Source organism: Promicromonospora panici, from assembly GCF_900608595.1.
GTDB classification, from domain to species: domain Bacteria; phylum Actinomycetota; class Actinomycetes; order Actinomycetales; family Cellulomonadaceae; genus Promicromonospora; species Promicromonospora panici.
This window is the reverse complement of record NZ_UWYY01000019.1, coordinates 1-16,616: the sequence shown is the minus strand read 5'-3', so window position 1 is coordinate 16,616 and position 16,616 is coordinate 1. Positions and strand designations below refer to the sequence as shown.

The window sequence follows — 16,616 nt, the reverse complement described above, 5'->3', positions numbered from 1 at the left end:
CTCGCGTGTCGGACGGCGTGCGGTCAGCCCTTGACGGAGCCGAGCATCACGCCGGACACGAAGTACTTCTGGATGAACGGATACACGCAGACGATCGGCAGGACCGTGAGCAACATCGCCACGGACTGGACGTTCGCCTGGATCTGCACGGTGTCGCTGCCGAGGTCCGTCGTGGACGTCGCCGCAGCGAGCAGGTTGCGCAGGTAGAGCGTGACCGGGTACATGTCACGGTCGTTCAGGTACAGATACGCCTGAAACCACGAGTTCCAGAACTGGACCGCGTAGAAGAGGGTCATCGTGGCGATGACCGCCTTCGACAGCGGGAGCACGATGCGGAAGAACACGCCGTACTGCGACATGCCGTCGATCTCCGCGGCTTCCTCGAGGTCCTTGGGGAAGTTGTCGAAGAACGATTTCATGACCAGCAGGTTGAATACGTTGATCGCACCAGGGACGACGATCGCCCACATCGTGTTCTTGAACCCGAGCGCATCGATCAGCAGGTAGTTCGGGATCAGGCCGCCCGCGTACAGCATGGTCACCATGGCCAGCCCGACCAGGACTCCCCTGCCCTTCAGGTACGGCTTGGACAGCGCGTACGCGAAGGTCGTGGTCAGCGCCATGGCGATGGCCGTGGCCAGCAGCGTGTACACGATCGTGTTGCGGTAGTTGACCCAGAAGATCGAGTCGCCCATCACGCTCGCGAACGTGGTCAGGTTGAACCCGCGCGGCCACAGGTTGACCTGACCGGCCGCGATGTAGGCCTGGGCGCTGAACGCCTTCGCCACCATGTTGATGAAGGGATACAGCGTCAGGAACGTGATCACCACCAGCACGAACCCGTTGACGGCCCGGAACACCCGGTAACCGGGGGTGTCCTTGACCGTGATCGTGGCGGGACTGACCGCCGTGATGTCGGGAGTGTTCGTCGTCACCACAGGGAGGCTCCCACCGCTCGCTTCGAGATCTGGTTGGCCGTGACGACCAGGGCGACGCCGATCAGCGCCTCGAACAGGCCGATCGCGGCGGCGAACGAGTAGTTGCCGCCCTCACCGATCCCCACCCGGTACAGGTACGTGGAGAGCACGTCGGCCGTGTCGTACGTGAGGGGGTTGTACAGCAGCAGGACCTTCTCGAACCCGACCGCCATGAAGCTGCCGATGTTCAGGATGAGGAGCACCATCATCGTCGGCCGGATCCCGGGGAGCGTGATGTGCCAGGTCTGCTGCCACCGGTTGGCGCCGTCGATCCGCGACGCCTCGTAGAGCTGGTCGTCGATGGTGGTCAGCGCGGCGAGGTAGAGGATCGTGCCCCAGCCGACCGTCTGCCACACCTCGGAGCTCAGGTAGATGGTGCGGAACCAGTCGGCCCGCTGCATGAACGGGACCGCCTCGCCACCGAACGCCTCGATGATCTGGTTGATCGTGCCGTTGATGGCGGTGAGCTGGAAGACCATGCCGGCCACGATCACTATGGACATGAAGTGCGGCAGGTAGGTGACGGTCTGGACGACCCGCTTGAAGTGCCGTGACCGCAGCTCGTTCAGCATCAGCGCCAGGATGATCGGCAGCGGGAAGCAGATCGCCAGGGTGAGCCCGCCGAGGATGACGGTGTTCCAGAAGACGTCCCAGAACGGCTTACTGCCGATGAACATCTGGAAGTAGTAGAGACCGACCCACTCGTCGCCGAACATCGAGCCGCCGGGCCGGTACCGCCGGAACGCGATGACGTTGCCGATCATCGGCACGTAGCGGAACACCAGGAGGAAGACGACCGGCAGCACCACGAAGGTGTAGAGCCGCCAGTGCCTGCGCAGGGACACCCGCCAGGTCTCGTTGTTGCGGAGCTGCTGCGGCGGCCGCTGCCCCGCGCCGACGACGGTGCCACCCGCTCCCCGGCCGGGCAGCCCACCGCCGGGCCGGGGCACGGCGTCAACCGTCCCAGTACCTCGTGCCATCAAGTCCTCCGGTCACCTCGACGTGCCGGACCTCGCCAGCGAGGACGCCACGTCTTCGTGTAACGTTTTCGAAAGTATCGGCGGCTTTGCCGACAGTCGTTTGCTCGGACATTAGGGCGATGGCCGTCATATCGTCAAGACCAGCCTATGATCAACGGCATCACGATGTGGTTACGTCGGTTCTGTGCAGAGATCACCCATCGCTGCAGCGGGTTCGCTCGCTACTGGGTGTACCGTCAGCAGCGAAAGTTTCTGAGACAAGTCGAAAGGCCTGCGAAATGGCGGATGCACGGCCGGGCCCCACCATCGCGTCGATCGCGAGCGAGCTCGGCCTGTCGGTGCCCACGGTGTCCAAGGTGCTCAACGGCCGGGCCGACGTCGCCCCCGCTACCCGCGACCGCGTCGAGGCGGCGCTGGAGCGGCACCAGTACCGGCGGCGCCGTCCCGCGACCGCGCCGGCCGGCACGGGCCTGATCGACCTCGTCTTCCACCGGCTCGGTTCCGCCTGGTCGATGGAGATCATCCGCGGCGTCGAGGACGCCGCCGCCGAGTCCCGCACCAGCGTGATCCTGTCGGAGCTGGGCGGCGAGCACCGCCCGCCCGCCCGGTGGCTCGACACCACCATCGCGCGCCCGCCGCTGGGCGTGCTGCTCGTCGCCGCGAACCTGTCCGAGGGGCAGCACCAGCAGCTCGACCGGCGCAGCATCCCCTACGTGGTGATCGACACCGACGGCGAGCCCCCTGCCGACGTCGCCTCCGTGGGCTCGGACAACTGGAACGGCGGGCTGGCGGCCACCCGGCACCTGCTGGCGCTGGGCCACCGCCGCATCGCGATGATCACCGGCCCGTGGGACATGCTGTGCAGCCGGGCGCGCGCGGACGGGTTCCGCTCGGCGCACGAGGAGGCGGGCGCCGCCGTCGACCCCGCGCTGATCCGGGAGGGCAACTTCTACGTCGAGGCGGGATTCGACCAGGGCCTGGAGCTGCTGTCCCTGCCGGACCGCCCGACCGCGGTGTTCGCCGGCTCCGACATGCAGGCCCTCGGGGTGCTCCGCGCCGCGCACCAGCTCGGCCTGCGCGTGCCCGAGGACCTCTCGGTGGTGGGCTACGACGACCTGCCGCTGGCCTCTTGGGTGGGCCCGCCACTCACCACCGTGCGGCAGCCGCTCCGCGAGATGGGCGCGGCCGCCACGCAGATCCTGCTGGACATCGCCCGGGGCCGGTCCCCGAAGGTCCGCCGCCTCAACCTCTCGACGGAACTGGTCGTCCGGGACTCGACGTCCCCGCTCCGCTGACCTTCTTTGTTGTGGGCGTGATCATTGCGCCTAAAACGTTCGTGTAGTCGCAACGATCCCGCCCACAACAAAGAAGGTTGGTCAGAGCGAGCGGGCGTGGGCGGCCAGGCGGTCGAAGGCCGCGTCCAGGTCGGCGTCCACGATCTGCGCCTCGGGGTGGGCGTCGAACCAGGACATCTGCTCCTCGGCGCCGACGTCGTACGTGATCGTGGTGCCGAACTCGGGCACGAGCGTCCGCACCTTCGAGATGTCGAAGACCATCGAGTGCGCCTTGTCGCCCACCAGGCCGTCGCCGATCTCGGGGAGCACGCGGGCGATCGTCTCGGACGCCACGTGCACCAGGTCCAGGCTGCGCACGCCCGCCGCCTCCGCGAGCCAGGTGTAGATCTGGTCCCAGGTGGGCGCGTGCGTGCCGGTGATGTGGAACGTCTCCCCCACGGCAAGCGGGTGTCCGAGCAGGCCCACGAACCCGACCGCGAAGTCCTCGGCGTGCGTGAGCGTCCACAGCGACGTGCCGTCGCCGTGGACCACCACGGGCTTCCCGGCGCGCATCCGCGCCACGTCGGTCCAGCCGCCCGACGTCGGCAGGAGCGTGCGGTCGTACGTGTGCGACGGGCGCACGATTGTCACCGGGAACCCGTTGTCTCGGTACTCCCCGACGAGCAGGTCCTCGCACGCGATCTTGTCCCGCGAGTACTGCCAGAACGGGTTGCGCAGCGGGGTCGACTCCCGGACCGGCAGCCGCGCCGGCGGCGTCTGGTACGCCGACGCGGACGAGATGAACACGTACTGCCCGGTCCGGTCGGCGAACTGCGCGACGTCGCGCGCCACGTGCTCCGGGCTGAACGCGCGGAACTGCGCGACGACGTCGAACTCCCGGCCGCCGAGCGCCGCGGCCACCGCCTGCGCGTCGTTCGCGTCGGCCACGAGCGTCTCGACGTCCGCCGGAAGCTGGCGCACCGAGGATCTGCCTCTGTTGAGCACTGTCACCCGGTGCCCGAGCCGGGCGGCCCGGGCCACCGAGGCGTGGCTGATGATTCCGCTTCCACCGATGAACAGGATGCTCTTGGACGACATGCCGCCAATCCTTGCACCCTCTGGGCAGGTCAGCGCTGCACGCGGGCACTTCCGCCACCGGCCAGCTTGGCCACCTCGGCGAGGGTCACCATCGTGGTGTCGCCCGGGGTGGTCATCGCGAGCGCGCCATGCGCCGCACCGTACTCGACGGCCTCCTGGAGCGAGCCCAGCTCCATGAGCCCGTACGCCAGGCCGGAGGCGAACGAGTCGCCGCCACCGACCCGGTCGAAGATCTCCAGGTCCGCCCGGTGGGTCGCCTCGGCGAAGCCCTCCTTGCGCGACCACGCGATCGCGCCCCAGTCGTTGCGCGACGCCGACCGCACTCCGCGCAGCGTCGTGGCGATCACCTGGAAGTTCGGGTACGCCTCCGACGCCGTCTCGATCATCGCGCGGAACGCGCCGGTGTCCAGGTCGGTGAGGTTCTCGTCCACACCCTCTACCTCGAAGCCGAGCGAGGCGGTGAAGTCCTCCTCGTTGCCGATCATCACGTCGACGTGCTGGGCCAGGCGCCGGTTGACCTCCCGGGCGCGCTCCTCCCCGCCGATGCCCTTCCACAGCGACGGCCGGTAGTTCAGGTCGTAGGACACGATGGTGCCGTGCCGGCGGGCGGCGGCCATCGCGGCCTCCGCGACGTCCGCGCTGCTCTCGGAGAGCGCGGCGAAGATGCCGCCCGTGTGCAGCCAGCGCACGCCGCGGGAGAACAGCGCGTCCCAGTCGACGTCGTCGGGCCGCATCTGCGAGATCGCGGTGTTGCCGCGGTCGCTGACGCCGACCGCGCCGCGCGCGCCGAAGCCGCGCTCGGTGAAGTTGAGGCCGTTGCGCACCTCGCGGCCGATGCCGTCGTACGGCACCCACCGCACGTACTGCGTGTCGAGGCCGCCGGTGAGCATGAAGTCCTCGACCAGGCGGCCGATCTCGTTGTCGGCGAGCGCCGTCACGATCGCACCACGCAGGCCGAAGCAGCGGCGCAGGCCGCGCGCCACGTTGTACTCGCCGCCGCCCTCCCACACGTCGAAGTTGCGGGCGGTGCGCACGCGGCGGTTGCCCGGGTCGAGGCGAAGCATCACCTCGCCGAGCGCGACGACGTCGTACGCGCTCTCGGCGGCGGGGCGGACGTTGAGCGAGCTCATCGGTTGTTCCCTTCGTTGTCGATCTGGGCCGCGAGCGCCACGGCGTCGCGGGTCCGGGTGGTGATCTCGGCCCAGTCGCCCGCGGTGACGAGCTTGCGGTCGACCATCCACGAGCCGCCGACGGCCAGGACCGGCGCCAGGGTCAGGTAGTCGGCCAGGTTGGTGGCGCTGACGCCGCCGGTGGGCACGAACCGCAGCCCGGGGAACGGCGCGGAGAATGCCTTGATGGCGGCAGGCCCGCCGACGACGGACGCCGGGAACAGCTTGACGACGTCGATCCCCAGGTCGAGCGCCGCCATGATCTCCGAGGGCGTCGCGATGCCCGGCAGCACGGTGATGCCGTGCTCCTGCGCGCGCCGCACGACGGCGGCCGAGAGGCCAGGGGACACGATGTAGCGGGCGCCGGCCGCGGCGACGTCGTCCACCTGCTGCGCGGTGGTCACGGTGCCCGCGCCGACGACGACGTCGGGGTGGTTCTTCGCGACGGCCCGGATGGCATCGACGCCGCCCGCGAGCCGCAGCGTGATCTCGGCGACGGGCAGGCCGCCCGCGACGAGCGCGTCGGCCAGGCGGGCGCCCTCGTCGGCGCCGTCGACCACGACCACCGGCACCAGCCGGTGCGCGGCGAGGGTCTCGAGGACTGTGCTGTCCGCGGATGACATCCGATCTCCATTTCGCTATGGTGAACGCCTGTTGTTCACTGCGAAACGCATGCTACGTGAGGGAGCCCGATGGAAGCCAGTCCGCTCGGCGGCGTCGACAAGGCGCTCCTCGCGCTCGACACCCTCGCGGGCTTCGGCGCCGCGGGCGCCCCGCTCGCCGCGCTGGCCCAGGCCGTCGGCGTCAGCAAGCCGACACTGCACCGCACGCTCGCCGCGCTGCGCCATCGGGGGTACGCCGAGCAGACGCCGGACGGCGCCTACCGGCTGGGCCCCGCCGCGCTCGCCCTCGGGAGCACCTACCTGGCCGAGGAGAACCTGCCCGCGCTGCTGCACCCGGCCCTGACCGCGCTCAGCGAGAAGACCGACGAGCTGGTGCACCTCGGCGTGCTCGCGGGGCGCGAGGTGGTCTACCTCGACAAGGTCGAGCCGCAGCGCGCGGTGCGGGTGTGGTCAGCCGTCGGACGGCGGCGCGCGGCCGCGACGACCGCGCTCGGCCGCGCGCTCCTGTCGGTGCATGACCTCGACGACGCCGCGCTCGCCCGGTTCGCAGGCGGGGACGCGCGCCCCGCACGGCTCCGCGAGGCGCTGGCGGAGGCCCGGCGGAGCGGCGTCGCCGGCGAGACCGAGGAGAACGAGCCGGGCATCGCCTGTATCGCCGTCCCGCTGCTACGGGCCGGACGCGCGGTGGCCGCCGTCAGCATCACCGCGCCCGCCGAGCGCCTGCGCGGCGAAGCGCGCGCGGAGCGGGTGGCGGCGCTGCGCGATGTGCTCCCGCCCCTCCTTCCGGCAGGCCTGACGATCCCGCCCGCCAGATGATGTTGAGTGGTCAGCGGGCGAGCCAGCCGCCGTCTACCGGGAGGATCGCGCCGTGCACGTAGTTCGACGCCGGGGCCGACAGGTAGAGCACCGCGCCCGCGATGTCGTCCGGGGTGGCCCAGCGTCCGGCGGGGATCCGGTCGAGGATCGCGGCGCTGCGCTCGGCGTCGGCCCGCAGCGGGTCGGTGTTCGCCGTGGCGACGTATCCCGGCGCGACGGCGTTGACGTTCACGCCCCGGCCCGCCCACTCGTTGGCGAGCGCCTTGGTCAGGCCCGCGAGGGCGGACTTGGACGCGGTGTAGCCCGGCACGTTGATGCCGCCCTGGAAGCTGAGCATCGAGGCCGTGTTGACGATCTTGCCCCGGCCACGCGCGAGCATGCCGCGCCCCACCTCGCGGGACAGCACCCACGCGCCGCGCAGGTTGATGTCCATGACCTCGTCGAAATCCTCGTCGGAGTGGTCGGCTGCCGGCGCGCGGCGGATGGTGCCGCCGTTGTTGACCAGCACGTCGACCTCGAGCGCCGCGAGCCGGGCGGCCAGGTCCGCCACGACTCCCCGGTCCGAGAGGTCGGCGGCGATCGGCGTGAAGGTGCGCCCGGCCGCCTCGACGGCCGCCCGGGCGTCGGACACGCCGTCGGGCATCGTGGTGCTGACGCCCACGACGTCGGCGCCCGCGCGAGCCAGCAGCGTCGCGGTCGCCAGCCCGATCCCCTTGCTGGCGCCGGTGACGACGGCGGTCTGCCCCTCGATGCGGAACAGGGACTCCACGGAGGTCGCGGTCGTCTCGGTGGGCAGCTCTGTGGGCACGGTGGCGGCAGGCGTCATGGCGTTGTCCTTCGTCGTGTGCGGTCGGGCGCCCGGCCGGTCAGCGGGGAGTCCCGCCGAGCGCGTGCGTGACCGCGGATGCGGTGCGGAGCAGGTCGCCGGACATCGCGACGAGCTGCTCCTCGGTGTGCTCGAGGGCCAGCGACGAGATCGACAGCCCGTAGTTGGTGTGGCCCGTGTGGTCGCGGATCGGCGCGCCGATGCAGACCACACCCGGCACGTTCTCCTCACGGTCGAACGCGAACCCGCGCTCGCGCACGTCGGCCAGCTCACGCTTCAGGTCCTCGATGGTGGTGATCGAGCGCGCGGTTCGGCGCGGCAGCCCGGCACGGGCCACCAGCCGGTCGATCGCGTCGTCGTCGTCCTCGGCCAGGATCGACTTGCCGATCGCGGAGGTGTGCAGCGGGATCGACGCGCCGACCCGCGACGGCATGCGGTACGGCTTGTCCGAGTCCGTGCGCACCAGGTAGACCATCTCGTCGCCGCTGCGCGTCCCGACGTGCACCGTGCAGTGCACGCGCTCCACGAGGTCGTCGATGTACGGCTGGACGAGCCGGGAGATGTCGACGCGCTCGTAGGCGAGGCCCGCGAGGGACAGCACGCGCGGACCGGGCACGTACCCGCCGTCGGACACCACCACGAACTCGCGGTCCACGAGGGTCGCGAGGATGCGGTGCACGGTCGCCTTGGGCAGCCCTGCCGCGGCGACGATCTCGCTGAACCGGTCGTGCGTCATCGCGGCTTCCAGGACGATCAGCGTCTTCTCGCTGGCGCTGAGCATCCCCGCGTCCTGGGCGGCGACCGGTCCGCCGGTCCCCGGGACAGGAGCTGGCGTGGCAGCGGCGGTATCGGTCATGTGATCTCCCAGGTGTCCTCGGGCTGGTGCGCTCGGGCCGGTCAGCGCATCGTCGCGACGTCGAACCCGTCCATGTCGTCGAAGGCCTGGTTCTCCCCGGCCATCGCCCACACGAAGGAGTATGACGCCGTGCCGACGCCCGAGTGCACCGACCAGCTCGGGGCGATGATCGCCTCCCGGTCGGCCACCACGAGGTGCCGCGTCTCGGTCGGCTCGCCCAGGACGTGCAGCACGCGCGCCTCGCCCGGCAGGTCGAAGTAGAGATAGCACTCGGTGCGCCGGTCGTGGGTGTGCGCGGGCATGGTGTTCCACATGGAACCGGGGTGCAGGGTGGTGACCCCCATGACCACCTGGCACGACCGCACGCCGTTCTCGTGGATGTACTGGTTCAGCGTGCGGCGGTTGCTCGTGAGCGGGTCGCCCAGCTCGCGGACGGTGCCCTGCCCGGCGGGCACGAGCGTCGTCGGGTACGCGGTGTGCGCGGGCGCGGAGAACAAGTAGAAGCGCGCGGGCCCGGCCTCCGCCGTCGGCCCGCCCTCGGCCGCCGTCGGCCCGCCCCCGTCCAGGGTGATCGGCTCGTCCGAAGCGAGCACGACGTCGGCGGCGCCGCGCCCCACGTAGAGGCAGGAGCCGTGGCCGAGGTGGTGCTCGGTCCCGTCGACCGTGATGGTGCCCGGACCACCCACGTTGACGATGCCCGCCTCACGGTGCTCGAAGAACCGCTCCGAGCGGATCTCGGGGAAGCCGGGCAACGTCAGCGGGGCAGAGACCGGGCTGATCCCGCCGAGCACCACGCGGTCGTGGTGGGTGTAGACCGTGCGGATCTCGTCGTCGACGAAGAGCCCGGGTACCAGGTAGTGACGACGGAGGTCGTCCGTGGTCATCCCGGGAACCTGGTCGGGGGCGGTGGCGTATCGCTGTTCCAACTGCTTGCCTCCTTGGTGGTGGAGCCGGGCTACGCGAGCCCGAGGACGGTGGGGAGCCACATCGACAGTGCGGGTGTCATCGCGACGACGAGAAGCAGGAGCACGAGCGCGACGAAGAACGGCACCATGCGGCGCATCACGTTCTCGATCGAGATCCCGGAGACCCGGGCGCCGACGAACAGGACCGGGCCGACCGGCGGCGTGATCGTGCCGATCGACAGGGCCATCACCATGAAGATGCCGAAGTGGACCGGGTCCATGCCGAACGCCGTGACCACCGGCAGGAAGATGGGCGCGAAGATCAGGACCGCCGGCGTCGGGTCCATGAAGCACCCGATGGCCAGGAGCAGCACCACGATCAGGACGATGAGCAGGTACGGGTTGTTCGTGACGGACAGCAGCGCGTCCGTGACCAGCTGCGGGATCTGCGCGAACGACATCACCCACGACATCACGGCGGACACCCCGACCAGGAACATCACTATCGACGTGGTGCGGGCGGACTCCAGCAGGATGCCGGACAGGTCGCGCACCTTGATCGCCCGGTACACGAACGCCAGCACCAGCGAGTAGACCACCGCTATGCACGACGCCTCGGTGGGGGTGAAGAAGCCCGCCAGGATCCCGCCGATCACCACGACGATCAGCATCAGGGCCGGGATGGCCTCGAGCGTCACGCGGAGGCCCGCCGAGAGCGACAGCCGCTCCGTGATCCGCAGCTCGGGCCGCCCGCGGGCGTACAGGTGCACTATCACCATGCAGAGCAGCGCCCAGAGGATGCCGGGCACGTAGCCGGCCACGAAGAGCGCGGCGATCGACGTGCTCGACACCAGCGAGTACACGATCATCAGGTTGCTCGGCGGGATGATCATCCCGGACGGCGCCGACGCGATGTTCGTGGCGGCGGCGAAGTCCTTCGGATAACCCTCCTTGGCCTGCAGCGGCCCCATCGTGGAGCCGACAGCGGCGACGGACGCGACGGCGGAGCCCGAGACCGCGCCGAACATCGCGTTCGCCGCGACGTTCGTCTGCGCGAGCGACCCCGGGGCGCGCCCGACCAGCATCTTGGCGAAGTTCACGAGCCGTAGCGCGATCCCGCCGTTGTTCATGATGACGCCCGCCAGCACGAAGAACGGGATCGCCAGCAGCGAGAAGTTGTTGATACCGCGGAACATCTGCTGCGCGGACGTCAGCAGACCGTTCTCCAGGCCCAGGGCCGTGACCGCCGCGAGCGCGGCGGACGTACCCACGGCGACGGAGACCGGGATTCCCAGGACGAGGAGCACGGCGATCCCCACCACGAGGACGAGCCCTGCCAGAGCGGCCACCTCCATGTCTTCGACCCCCTCAGATGGCTTCCGGCTCGCCGTCGGTGGTGGCGTTCTCCACGCCCCGCACGACGGCGACCAGGTGGTAGACGGTGTAGAAGAGCACCAGGAACCCCGACAGCGGGAGCGCCAGGTAGAGCCAGCCGACCTTGAGCGGCAGCCCGGGCATGCTCTGGTTCCAGGCGAGCTCGGAGACCTGCCAGCCGCCATAGACCAGGACGGCGGCCGCGAAGACGCCGATCACCACCTGACCCAGCACGGCGTTCCAGCGCTGCGCACGCTCTGGCAGCCTGCGGGCCACCGCGTCGACCGCGATGTGCCCCCGCTCGCCGAAGACCAGCGCGGCGCCGAAGAGCCCGAGCCAGATGAAGATGTACTTGGCGAGCTCCTCCGACCAGGTGCTCGGCGCCGACAGCACCTGCCGGGTGAAGACCTGCCACACCACGACCAGCACCAGCACGGCGAACAGGCCGATGCAGAGCCACCGCAGACCGAGATCAAGACCTCGCTTGACGTGTGTCATCGATCGAGTTCCTCAGCGCCGCGTCACTCGGCGGCCGCGCGGACGCTGTCGTACAGCTCCCGGGAGGTGTCCGTGGTCAGCTTCTCGTCCAGGAGCGGCTCCACGGCCTGCCGGAACGGCTCGACGTCGGGCTCGTTGAACTCGGCGCCGGCCTCCTCGGCCGCGGCCTGGCTCTCGGTCATGACCTTCGCCGTCAGCTCGCTGGACTCCTCGTACGCCGCCTGGAGCTCCTCGAGGAACACCGCCTGGTCCTCCTCCGACATCGAGTCGAAGAGCGCGGGGCTGGTGATCAGGTAGTCCGGGATCATGAGGTGCTTGGTGTACGAGTAGTACGGCGCCACCTCGTCGTGCTTGAGGTTCGCGTAGATCGACTCGTTGTTCTCCCCGCCGTCGATCACACCGGACTGGATCGCCGTGTAGACCTCGCCCTGTCCCATCGGCGTGCCGATCCCGCCCATGAGTTCCAGCATCCGGGCGTTCGTGTCGGACTCCATGACGCGGATCTTGAGGCCGGCGAGGTCCGCCGGCTTCTCGATCGGGTGCGACGAGTTGTACACGCTGCGCACACCGGCGGAGAAGCCGCCGAGCACCCGCAGGTTCTGGTCCTCGATCGACGCGTACAGGTCACCGGTGATCTCCGGGTCGTTGAGCACGGCCTCCTGGTGCTCCTGCGAGTCGTACACGTACGGCAGGTTGAGCGCGACGAAGTCCGGGTTGAAGTTCTCGAGCAGCGATCCGGCCACGAGCGCGAAGTCGACCGTCCCGGCCTGGACCAGCTCGACCGTGTCCTTCTGCGCGCCCAGGGTCTCGTTCGGGAAGACCTCGAGCGCGTAGCGGCCATCGGTCCGCTCGGCGAGGCGCTCCCCGAGGTTGGTCAGTGCGACCGCCTCGGGCTGTTCCGCGTTCTGGTTGAAGGCGACCTTGAAGACCGTCTCCGCCTCGGGCGCCCCCGCGCCGCCGGTGGCCTCGGTGCCGCCTTCGGCGGGCGTCTCGAACCCGCTGCCACAGGCCGTGAACGCCACGGCCACCAGGGCCGCCGCACCGGCGGCAACCATCCTCTTGAGCCTCATCGCTTCTCCTTCTGCTCAACGTCGAGCGGAACAATCCATCGGGTACCGGTGGTCCGTCTAGCGGAACTCAGTTCTGTTGTACGGAACCATTTCACCCTAAGGATGTCAAACCCGGACGCATCCGGCGTACAACGCACGAAGGCCCGGCCACCCCTCTCGGGGTGACCGGGCCTCTGTGGTCCGTGGAACTACCGGGTGGTTACGCCCCGCCGGCAGCCATCTGGCCCGACGGCGGCAGGTCGCGCGGCACCAGTCCGGCACCCGCGGGCACCGACTGGGGCTCGGCCGGGGTCGGCCGACGACGCTCGTCGCGCTCCACACCGCGGAACGTGAACTCGCCGAGGATGCCCTCGCCCTCGCCGTCGACGATCACCAACTGACCGGCCGTGAGCTCGCCGAACAGGATCTTCTCGGACAGTGAGTCCTCGATCTCCCGCTGGATCGCCCGCTTGAGCGGACGGGCGCCGAGCACCGGGTCGTAACCCTTCTCCGCCAGCAGGTGCTTGGCGGCCGGCGTGAGCTCGATGCCCATGTCCCGGTCGCGCAGGCGACGGTCGAGCTTCGCGATCTCCAGGTCGACGATCTCGATGATCTCGTCCTGCGAGAGCTGCGGGAACACGACCACGTCGTCGACGCGGTTGAGGAACTCGGGCCGGAAGTGCTGCTTGAGCTCCTCGTTGACCTTCGCCTTCATGCGCTCGTAGGAGGTCACCAGGTCGCCGCCGGAGTTGAAGCCGGTCTGGACGCCCTTGGCGATGTCCCGCGTGCCGAGGTTCGTGGTCATGATGATGACGGTGTTCTTGAAGTCGACCACCCGACCCTGCGAGTCGGTGAGGCGACCGTCCTCGAGCACCTGCAGCAGCGAGTTGAAGATGTCGGCGTGCGCCTTCTCCACCTCGTCGAACAGGACCACGGAGAACGGCTTGCGCCGCACCTTCTCGGTGAGCTGGCCACCCTCGTCGTAACCGACGTATCCGGGCGGGGAGCCGAACAGCCGCGAGACCGTGTGCTTCTCCGAGAACTCGGACATGTCGAGCTGGATGAGGGCGTCCTCGTCACCGAACAGGAACTCGGCGAGCGCCTTGGCGAGCTCGGTCTTACCGACACCCGTGGGGCCGGCGAAGATGAACGAGCCACCGGGACGCTTCGGGTCCTTGAGCCCGGCCCGCGTACGGCGGATGGCCTGCGACAGCGCCTTGATCGCGGCCTCCTGGCCGACGACGCGCTTGTGCAGCTCGTCCTCCATGTGGAGCAGCCGGCTGGACTCCTCCTCGGTGAGCTTGACGACCGGGATGCCCGTGGACATCGCCAGCACCTCGGCGATCAGCTCGTCGTCGACCTCCGCGACCGTGTCGAGGTCGCCGGACTTCCAGGCCTTCTCCTTGTCCGCGCGGACCTGCGTGAGCTGCTTCTCCTTGTCACGCAGCCCGGCGGCCTTCTCGAAGTCCTGCTCGTCGATCGCCGACTCCTTCTCACGGCGTGCCTCGGCGATGCTCTCGTCGAGCTCCTTCAGCTCCGGCGGCGCCGTCATGCGACGGATGCGCAGGCGTGCGCCGGCCTCGTCGATCAGGTCGATCGCCTTGTCCGGGAGGAACCGGTCGTTGATGTACCGGTCGGCGAGCGTGGCCGCGGAGACCAGCGCGGAGTCCGTGATGGACACGCGGTGGTGCGCCTCGTAGCGGTCGCGCAGACCCTTGAGGATCTCGATGGCGTGCTCGAGCGTCGGCTCAGGCACCTGGATCGGCTGGAAGCGACGCTCCAGGGCCGGGTCCTTCTCGACGTACTTGCGGTACTCGTCGAGCGTGGTGGCACCGATGGTCTGCAGCTCACCGCGAGCCAGCATGGGCTTCAGGATGGAGGCCGCGTCGATGGCGCCCTCGGCGGCACCCGCACCCACCAGGGTGTGGATCTCGTCGATGAACAGGATGATGTCGCCACGCGTGCGGATCTCCTTGAGCACCTTCTTGAGGCGCTCCTCGAAGTCACCGCGGTAGCGCGAACCGGCGACCAGCGCACCCAGGTCAAGCGTGTACAGCTGCTTGTCCTTGAGCGTCTCCGGGACATCGCCCTTGACGATGTCCTGCGCCAGCCCCTCGACGACGGCGGTCTTGCCGACGCCGGGCTCGCCGATCAGCACCGGGTTGTTCTTGGTGCGGCGGGACAGGACCTGCATGACCCGCTCGATCTCCTGCGTACGACCGATGACCGGGTCCAGCTTGCCTTCACGCGCGGCCTGGGTGAGGTTGCGGCCGAACTGGTCGAGCACGGCCGAGCCTGCCGGCTGGCCCTCCTGGGGGCCGCCCGCGGAGACCGGCTCCTTACCCTGGTAGCCGCTCAGCAGCTGGATGACCTGCTGGCGCACCTTGTTCAGGTCGGCACCCATCTTGGTGAGCACCTGTGCCGCGACTCCCTCACCCTCGCGGATGAGGCCGAGCAGGATGTGCTCCGTGCCGATGTAGTTGTGGCCCAGCTGCAGCGCCTCGCGGAGCGACAGCTCAAGAACCTTCTTGGCGCGGGGCGTGAACGGGATGTGCCCGCTCGGCGCCTGCTGCCCCTCACCGATGATCTCGGTGACCTGGGTGCGGACGCCGTCGAGCGAGATCCCCAGCGACTCGAGCGCCTTGGCGGCTACGCCCTCACCCTCGTGGATGAGGCCGAGCAGGATGTGCTCCGTGCCGATGTAGTTGTGGTTCAGCATCCGCGCCTCTTCCTGGGCGAGGACGACGACCCTACGGGCGCGATCCGTAAATCTCTCGAACATGTGCTGCTCCCTCACGAGCGGCGTACACCTGCACCGGCGGTACCAGGCCTGACCGCAACGACTCTATGCGCTCACAACGCGCCCATGGGCCGGTTGATGCCCATGTTCGCCAGGGGCGTGACGATGTACGGCCCGCGAGCGGCAAGGAGCACCCCAACGCGCGGCGACACGCCCGGACACCGGGAATTGGCGGCGAGTCCCGGCTGATTCCGGGCCGATTCTGCCGGAGGTCGTTGACGCCTCCCCCCGCACCCGGCAGTCTCGTGTCAGTCCCGCACCCGCCCCGGGGAGGCCACATGGCGGACGAACCGAGCCCGACCCCCGAGTCCTGGGAACAGATCGTCGCGCGCTTCGCGCGCTTCTCCGGCGTCGTCGGCGAGGTGGACGACCCCCTGACCTGGGGCCTCGACCTCGTCGAGGAGGAGGTCACCGGCGTCTCCGACAGCACGGACCCCACCGAGGAACGGTTCCTGCGGTCCTACCGCACATTCTCCGGCGAGACCGTCGAGGTCGAGACCCTCCGCGTGCCCGCCACGCCCGCACAGATCGAGGACATCGTCCGCGCCGCGTGCAGCGGTGCGCTCGTCGCACCCCTGCATGCCGACGTCGATCCGGCCGCGCCCCCGGAGATCGCCGACGTCACCGACCTCGCCGAGTCGTACCAGGACTACCGCAGCGCGATGCGCGCCATCGTCGCCGAGGTCGACGACGTACCGTGCGAGACGCGCCAGTTCCGGGTTGACGGCACCGCCAAACGCTGCATGCGGGTGACGGTGCGCAACGTGACCGCCGTGTACTCGCCGGCCGCCGACCGCGCCGTCGTCGTCACCGGGCCCACCGACCTGGTGGACCGCATCGACGTCATCACCCGCCCCATCCGCAACCTCCTGCACGGCGAGGAAGGGCCGCGGTTCTAACCCGCTGATCGCCCCCAACGGCAGGTCATGCGGCGGTAGGATCGCCGCTGTGATCCGCGCCACCGCCTCCGCCGCCACGCCGCGGCCGACGGTCGGCGACGCCCCGGGACGGCGCCCCGCCCTGCTGCTCCCGCTCCTGCTGACGGTGCTCGCGCTGGTGGGCGCGGCCGCCGTCGCGCAGCGTGCTGCGGCCGCCGAGCACTACCGGGACGAGATCTGGGTCAGTGTCGACGGTGTCGCGTTCGAGCGTGGGAGCGAGAGCGACGAGGTCTCCTACGTGGTGCGTCCTCTCGGGTCGCGCGGCGGCGGCCAGGCGTTCTCCCGCGAGCTCGGCAGAAACGAGCAGAACAACGGCTGGGCAGCATTCTGGGAGGCCCGCGAGGCCTATCCGGACGGCTACTGCGTGGTGTGGGTAGAGGTCGAGGACGCGAGCAACTGGCACGAGACGGAGGACAGCACCGCGTGCACCGCG

16 protein-coding genes are annotated in these 16,616 nt (G+C 69.7%); 4 read left to right on the top strand and 12 right to left on the bottom strand.

What is annotated here, in order from left to right; all coding sequences use genetic code 11:
- Nucleotides 1-23 precede the first annotated feature (23 nt).
- Nucleotides 24-938, bottom strand: a complete 915-nt coding sequence (locus tag EW117_RS21315) for a carbohydrate ABC transporter permease (RefSeq protein WP_129788711.1) — start codon at nucleotides 936-938, stop codon at nucleotides 24-26.
- Nucleotides 932-1,957, bottom strand: coding sequence for an ABC transporter permease (locus tag EW117_RS21310; RefSeq protein WP_129788710.1), 1,026 nt, complete (start codon nucleotides 1,955-1,957; stop codon nucleotides 932-934). Before EW117_RS21310 ends, EW117_RS21315 begins: the two co-directional genes overlap by 7 nt.
- A 278-nt stretch (nucleotides 1,958-2,235) precedes the next feature.
- Here EW117_RS21310 and EW117_RS21305 point away from each other — a divergent pair, with 278 nt between their 5' ends.
- Complete coding sequence (locus tag EW117_RS21305; protein ID WP_129788709.1) at nucleotides 2,236-3,252, top strand: LacI family DNA-binding transcriptional regulator; 1,017 nt, start codon at nucleotides 2,236-2,238, stop codon at nucleotides 3,250-3,252.
- 81 nt (nucleotides 3,253-3,333) lie between these two features.
- On the opposite strand, the gene EW117_RS21300 is transcribed toward EW117_RS21305, so the two are convergent.
- From EW117_RS21300 to eda, 3 genes are read right to left on the bottom strand one after another with little or no spacing between them, the layout of a single operon-like run.
- Nucleotides 3,334-4,329: an NAD-dependent epimerase/dehydratase family protein gene (locus tag EW117_RS21300; protein ID WP_129788708.1), complete on the bottom strand. Its 996-nt coding sequence runs from the start codon at nucleotides 4,327-4,329 to the stop codon at nucleotides 3,334-3,336.
- Nucleotides 4,330-4,358: 29 nt separating this feature from the next.
- On the bottom strand, nucleotides 4,359-5,459 hold the full coding sequence (locus EW117_RS21295) for a sugar kinase (RefSeq protein WP_129788707.1): 1,101 nt from the start codon (nucleotides 5,457-5,459) through the stop codon (nucleotides 4,359-4,361).
- The gene (eda, locus tag EW117_RS21290; RefSeq protein WP_129788706.1) at nucleotides 5,456-6,121 is read right to left on the bottom strand and encodes a bifunctional 4-hydroxy-2-oxoglutarate aldolase/2-dehydro-3-deoxy-phosphogluconate aldolase; all 666 of its coding nucleotides are present in this window, start codon (nucleotides 6,119-6,121) and stop codon (nucleotides 5,456-5,458) included. The genes EW117_RS21295 and eda overlap by 4 nt, the downstream gene beginning before the upstream one ends.
- Before the next feature lie 69 nt (nucleotides 6,122-6,190).
- Here eda and EW117_RS21285 point away from each other — a divergent pair, with 69 nt between their 5' ends.
- Nucleotides 6,191-6,937 carry an IclR family transcriptional regulator gene (locus tag EW117_RS21285; protein ID WP_129788705.1) on the top strand — a complete coding sequence of 249 codons (747 nt, stop codon included), beginning with the start codon at nucleotides 6,191-6,193 and terminating at the stop codon, nucleotides 6,935-6,937.
- A 10-nt stretch (nucleotides 6,938-6,947) separates the two neighbouring features.
- Here EW117_RS21285 and EW117_RS21280 read toward each other — a convergent pair whose 3' ends face one another.
- The 7 genes from EW117_RS21280 to EW117_RS21250 all read right to left on the bottom strand — a co-directional run bounded on the left by EW117_RS21280 (nucleotide 6,948) and on the right by EW117_RS21250 (nucleotide 15,227).
- Nucleotides 6,948-7,763 (bottom strand): SDR family oxidoreductase, encoded by an 816-nt coding sequence (locus EW117_RS21280; protein WP_207211978.1) that lies wholly within the window; start codon nucleotides 7,761-7,763, stop codon nucleotides 6,948-6,950.
- Between the two features lie 40 nt (nucleotides 7,764-7,803).
- A complete protein-coding gene (locus EW117_RS21275; protein WP_129788704.1) occupies nucleotides 7,804-8,619 on the bottom strand; it encodes an IclR family transcriptional regulator in 816 nt (271 codons plus the stop codon).
- A gap of 41 nt (nucleotides 8,620-8,660) precedes the next feature.
- Nucleotides 8,661-9,545: a 5-dehydro-4-deoxy-D-glucuronate isomerase gene (gene kduI / locus EW117_RS21270; RefSeq protein ID WP_129788703.1), complete on the bottom strand. Its 885-nt coding sequence runs from the start codon at nucleotides 9,543-9,545 to the stop codon at nucleotides 8,661-8,663.
- A gap of 29 nt (nucleotides 9,546-9,574) precedes the next feature.
- Nucleotides 9,575-10,879, bottom strand: coding sequence for a TRAP transporter large permease (locus EW117_RS21265; RefSeq protein WP_129788702.1), 1,305 nt, complete (start codon nucleotides 10,877-10,879; stop codon nucleotides 9,575-9,577).
- Nucleotides 10,880-10,892: 13 nt separating this feature from the next.
- Nucleotides 10,893-11,396 carry a TRAP transporter small permease gene (locus EW117_RS21260; RefSeq protein WP_129788701.1) on the bottom strand — a complete coding sequence of 168 codons (504 nt, stop codon included), beginning with the start codon at nucleotides 11,394-11,396 and terminating at the stop codon, nucleotides 10,893-10,895.
- Nucleotides 11,397-11,419: 23 nt separating this feature from the next.
- The gene (locus tag EW117_RS21255) at nucleotides 11,420-12,466 is read right to left on the bottom strand and encodes a TRAP transporter substrate-binding protein (protein ID WP_129788700.1); all 1,047 of its coding nucleotides are present in this window, start codon (nucleotides 12,464-12,466) and stop codon (nucleotides 11,420-11,422) included.
- Between the two features lie 199 nt (nucleotides 12,467-12,665).
- Nucleotides 12,666-15,227 (bottom strand): ATP-dependent Clp protease ATP-binding subunit, encoded by a 2,562-nt coding sequence (locus tag EW117_RS21250; protein WP_129788699.1) that lies wholly within the window; start codon nucleotides 15,225-15,227, stop codon nucleotides 12,666-12,668.
- A gap of 296 nt (nucleotides 15,228-15,523) precedes the next feature.
- Here EW117_RS21250 and EW117_RS21245 point away from each other — a divergent pair, with 296 nt between their 5' ends.
- Entirely contained in the window at nucleotides 15,524-16,144 is a 621-nt protein-coding gene (locus EW117_RS21245) for a hypothetical protein (protein ID WP_129788698.1), read from the top strand.
- Between the two features lie 49 nt (nucleotides 16,145-16,193).
- On the top strand, nucleotides 16,194-16,616 hold a 423-nt coding region (locus EW117_RS21240; RefSeq protein ID WP_165362806.1), incomplete at its 3' end, for a hypothetical protein.

Bases quoted from the DNA above. Each gene is read 5' to 3' on its own strand.
- EW117_RS21280 (WP_207211978.1), bottom strand. From the start codon at position 7,763: ATGACGCCTGCCGCCACCGTGCCCACAGAGCTGCCCACCGAGACGACC.
- EW117_RS21295 (WP_129788707.1), bottom strand. From the start codon at position 5,459: ATGAGCTCGCTCAACGTCCGCCCCGCCGCCGAGAGCGCGTACGACGTC.
- EW117_RS21250 (WP_129788699.1), bottom strand. From the start codon at position 15,227: ATGTTCGAGAGATTTACGGATCGCGCCCGTAGGGTCGTCGTCCTCGCC.
- EW117_RS21265 (WP_129788702.1), bottom strand. From the start codon at position 10,879: ATGGAGGTGGCCGCTCTGGCAGGGCTCGTCCTCGTGGTGGGGATCGCC.
- EW117_RS21285 (WP_129788705.1), top strand. From the start codon at position 6,191: ATGGAAGCCAGTCCGCTCGGCGGCGTCGACAAGGCGCTCCTCGCGCTC.
- EW117_RS21275 (WP_129788704.1), bottom strand. From the start codon at position 8,619: ATGACCGATACCGCCGCTGCCACGCCAGCTCCTGTCCCGGGGACCGGC.
- EW117_RS21255 (WP_129788700.1), bottom strand. From the start codon at position 12,466: ATGAGGCTCAAGAGGATGGTTGCCGCCGGTGCGGCGGCCCTGGTGGCC.
- EW117_RS21305 (WP_129788709.1), top strand. From the start codon at position 2,236: ATGGCGGATGCACGGCCGGGCCCCACCATCGCGTCGATCGCGAGCGAG.
- EW117_RS21260 (WP_129788701.1), bottom strand. From the start codon at position 11,396: ATGACACACGTCAAGCGAGGTCTTGATCTCGGTCTGCGGTGGCTCTGC.
- EW117_RS21300 (WP_129788708.1), bottom strand. From the start codon at position 4,329: ATGTCGTCCAAGAGCATCCTGTTCATCGGTGGAAGCGGAATCATCAGC.
- EW117_RS21310 (WP_129788710.1), bottom strand. From the start codon at position 1,957: ATGGCACGAGGTACTGGGACGGTTGACGCCGTGCCCCGGCCCGGCGGT.
- EW117_RS21245 (WP_129788698.1), top strand. From the start codon at position 15,524: ATGGCGGACGAACCGAGCCCGACCCCCGAGTCCTGGGAACAGATCGTC.
- eda (WP_129788706.1), bottom strand. From the start codon at position 6,121: ATGTCATCCGCGGACAGCACAGTCCTCGAGACCCTCGCCGCGCACCGG.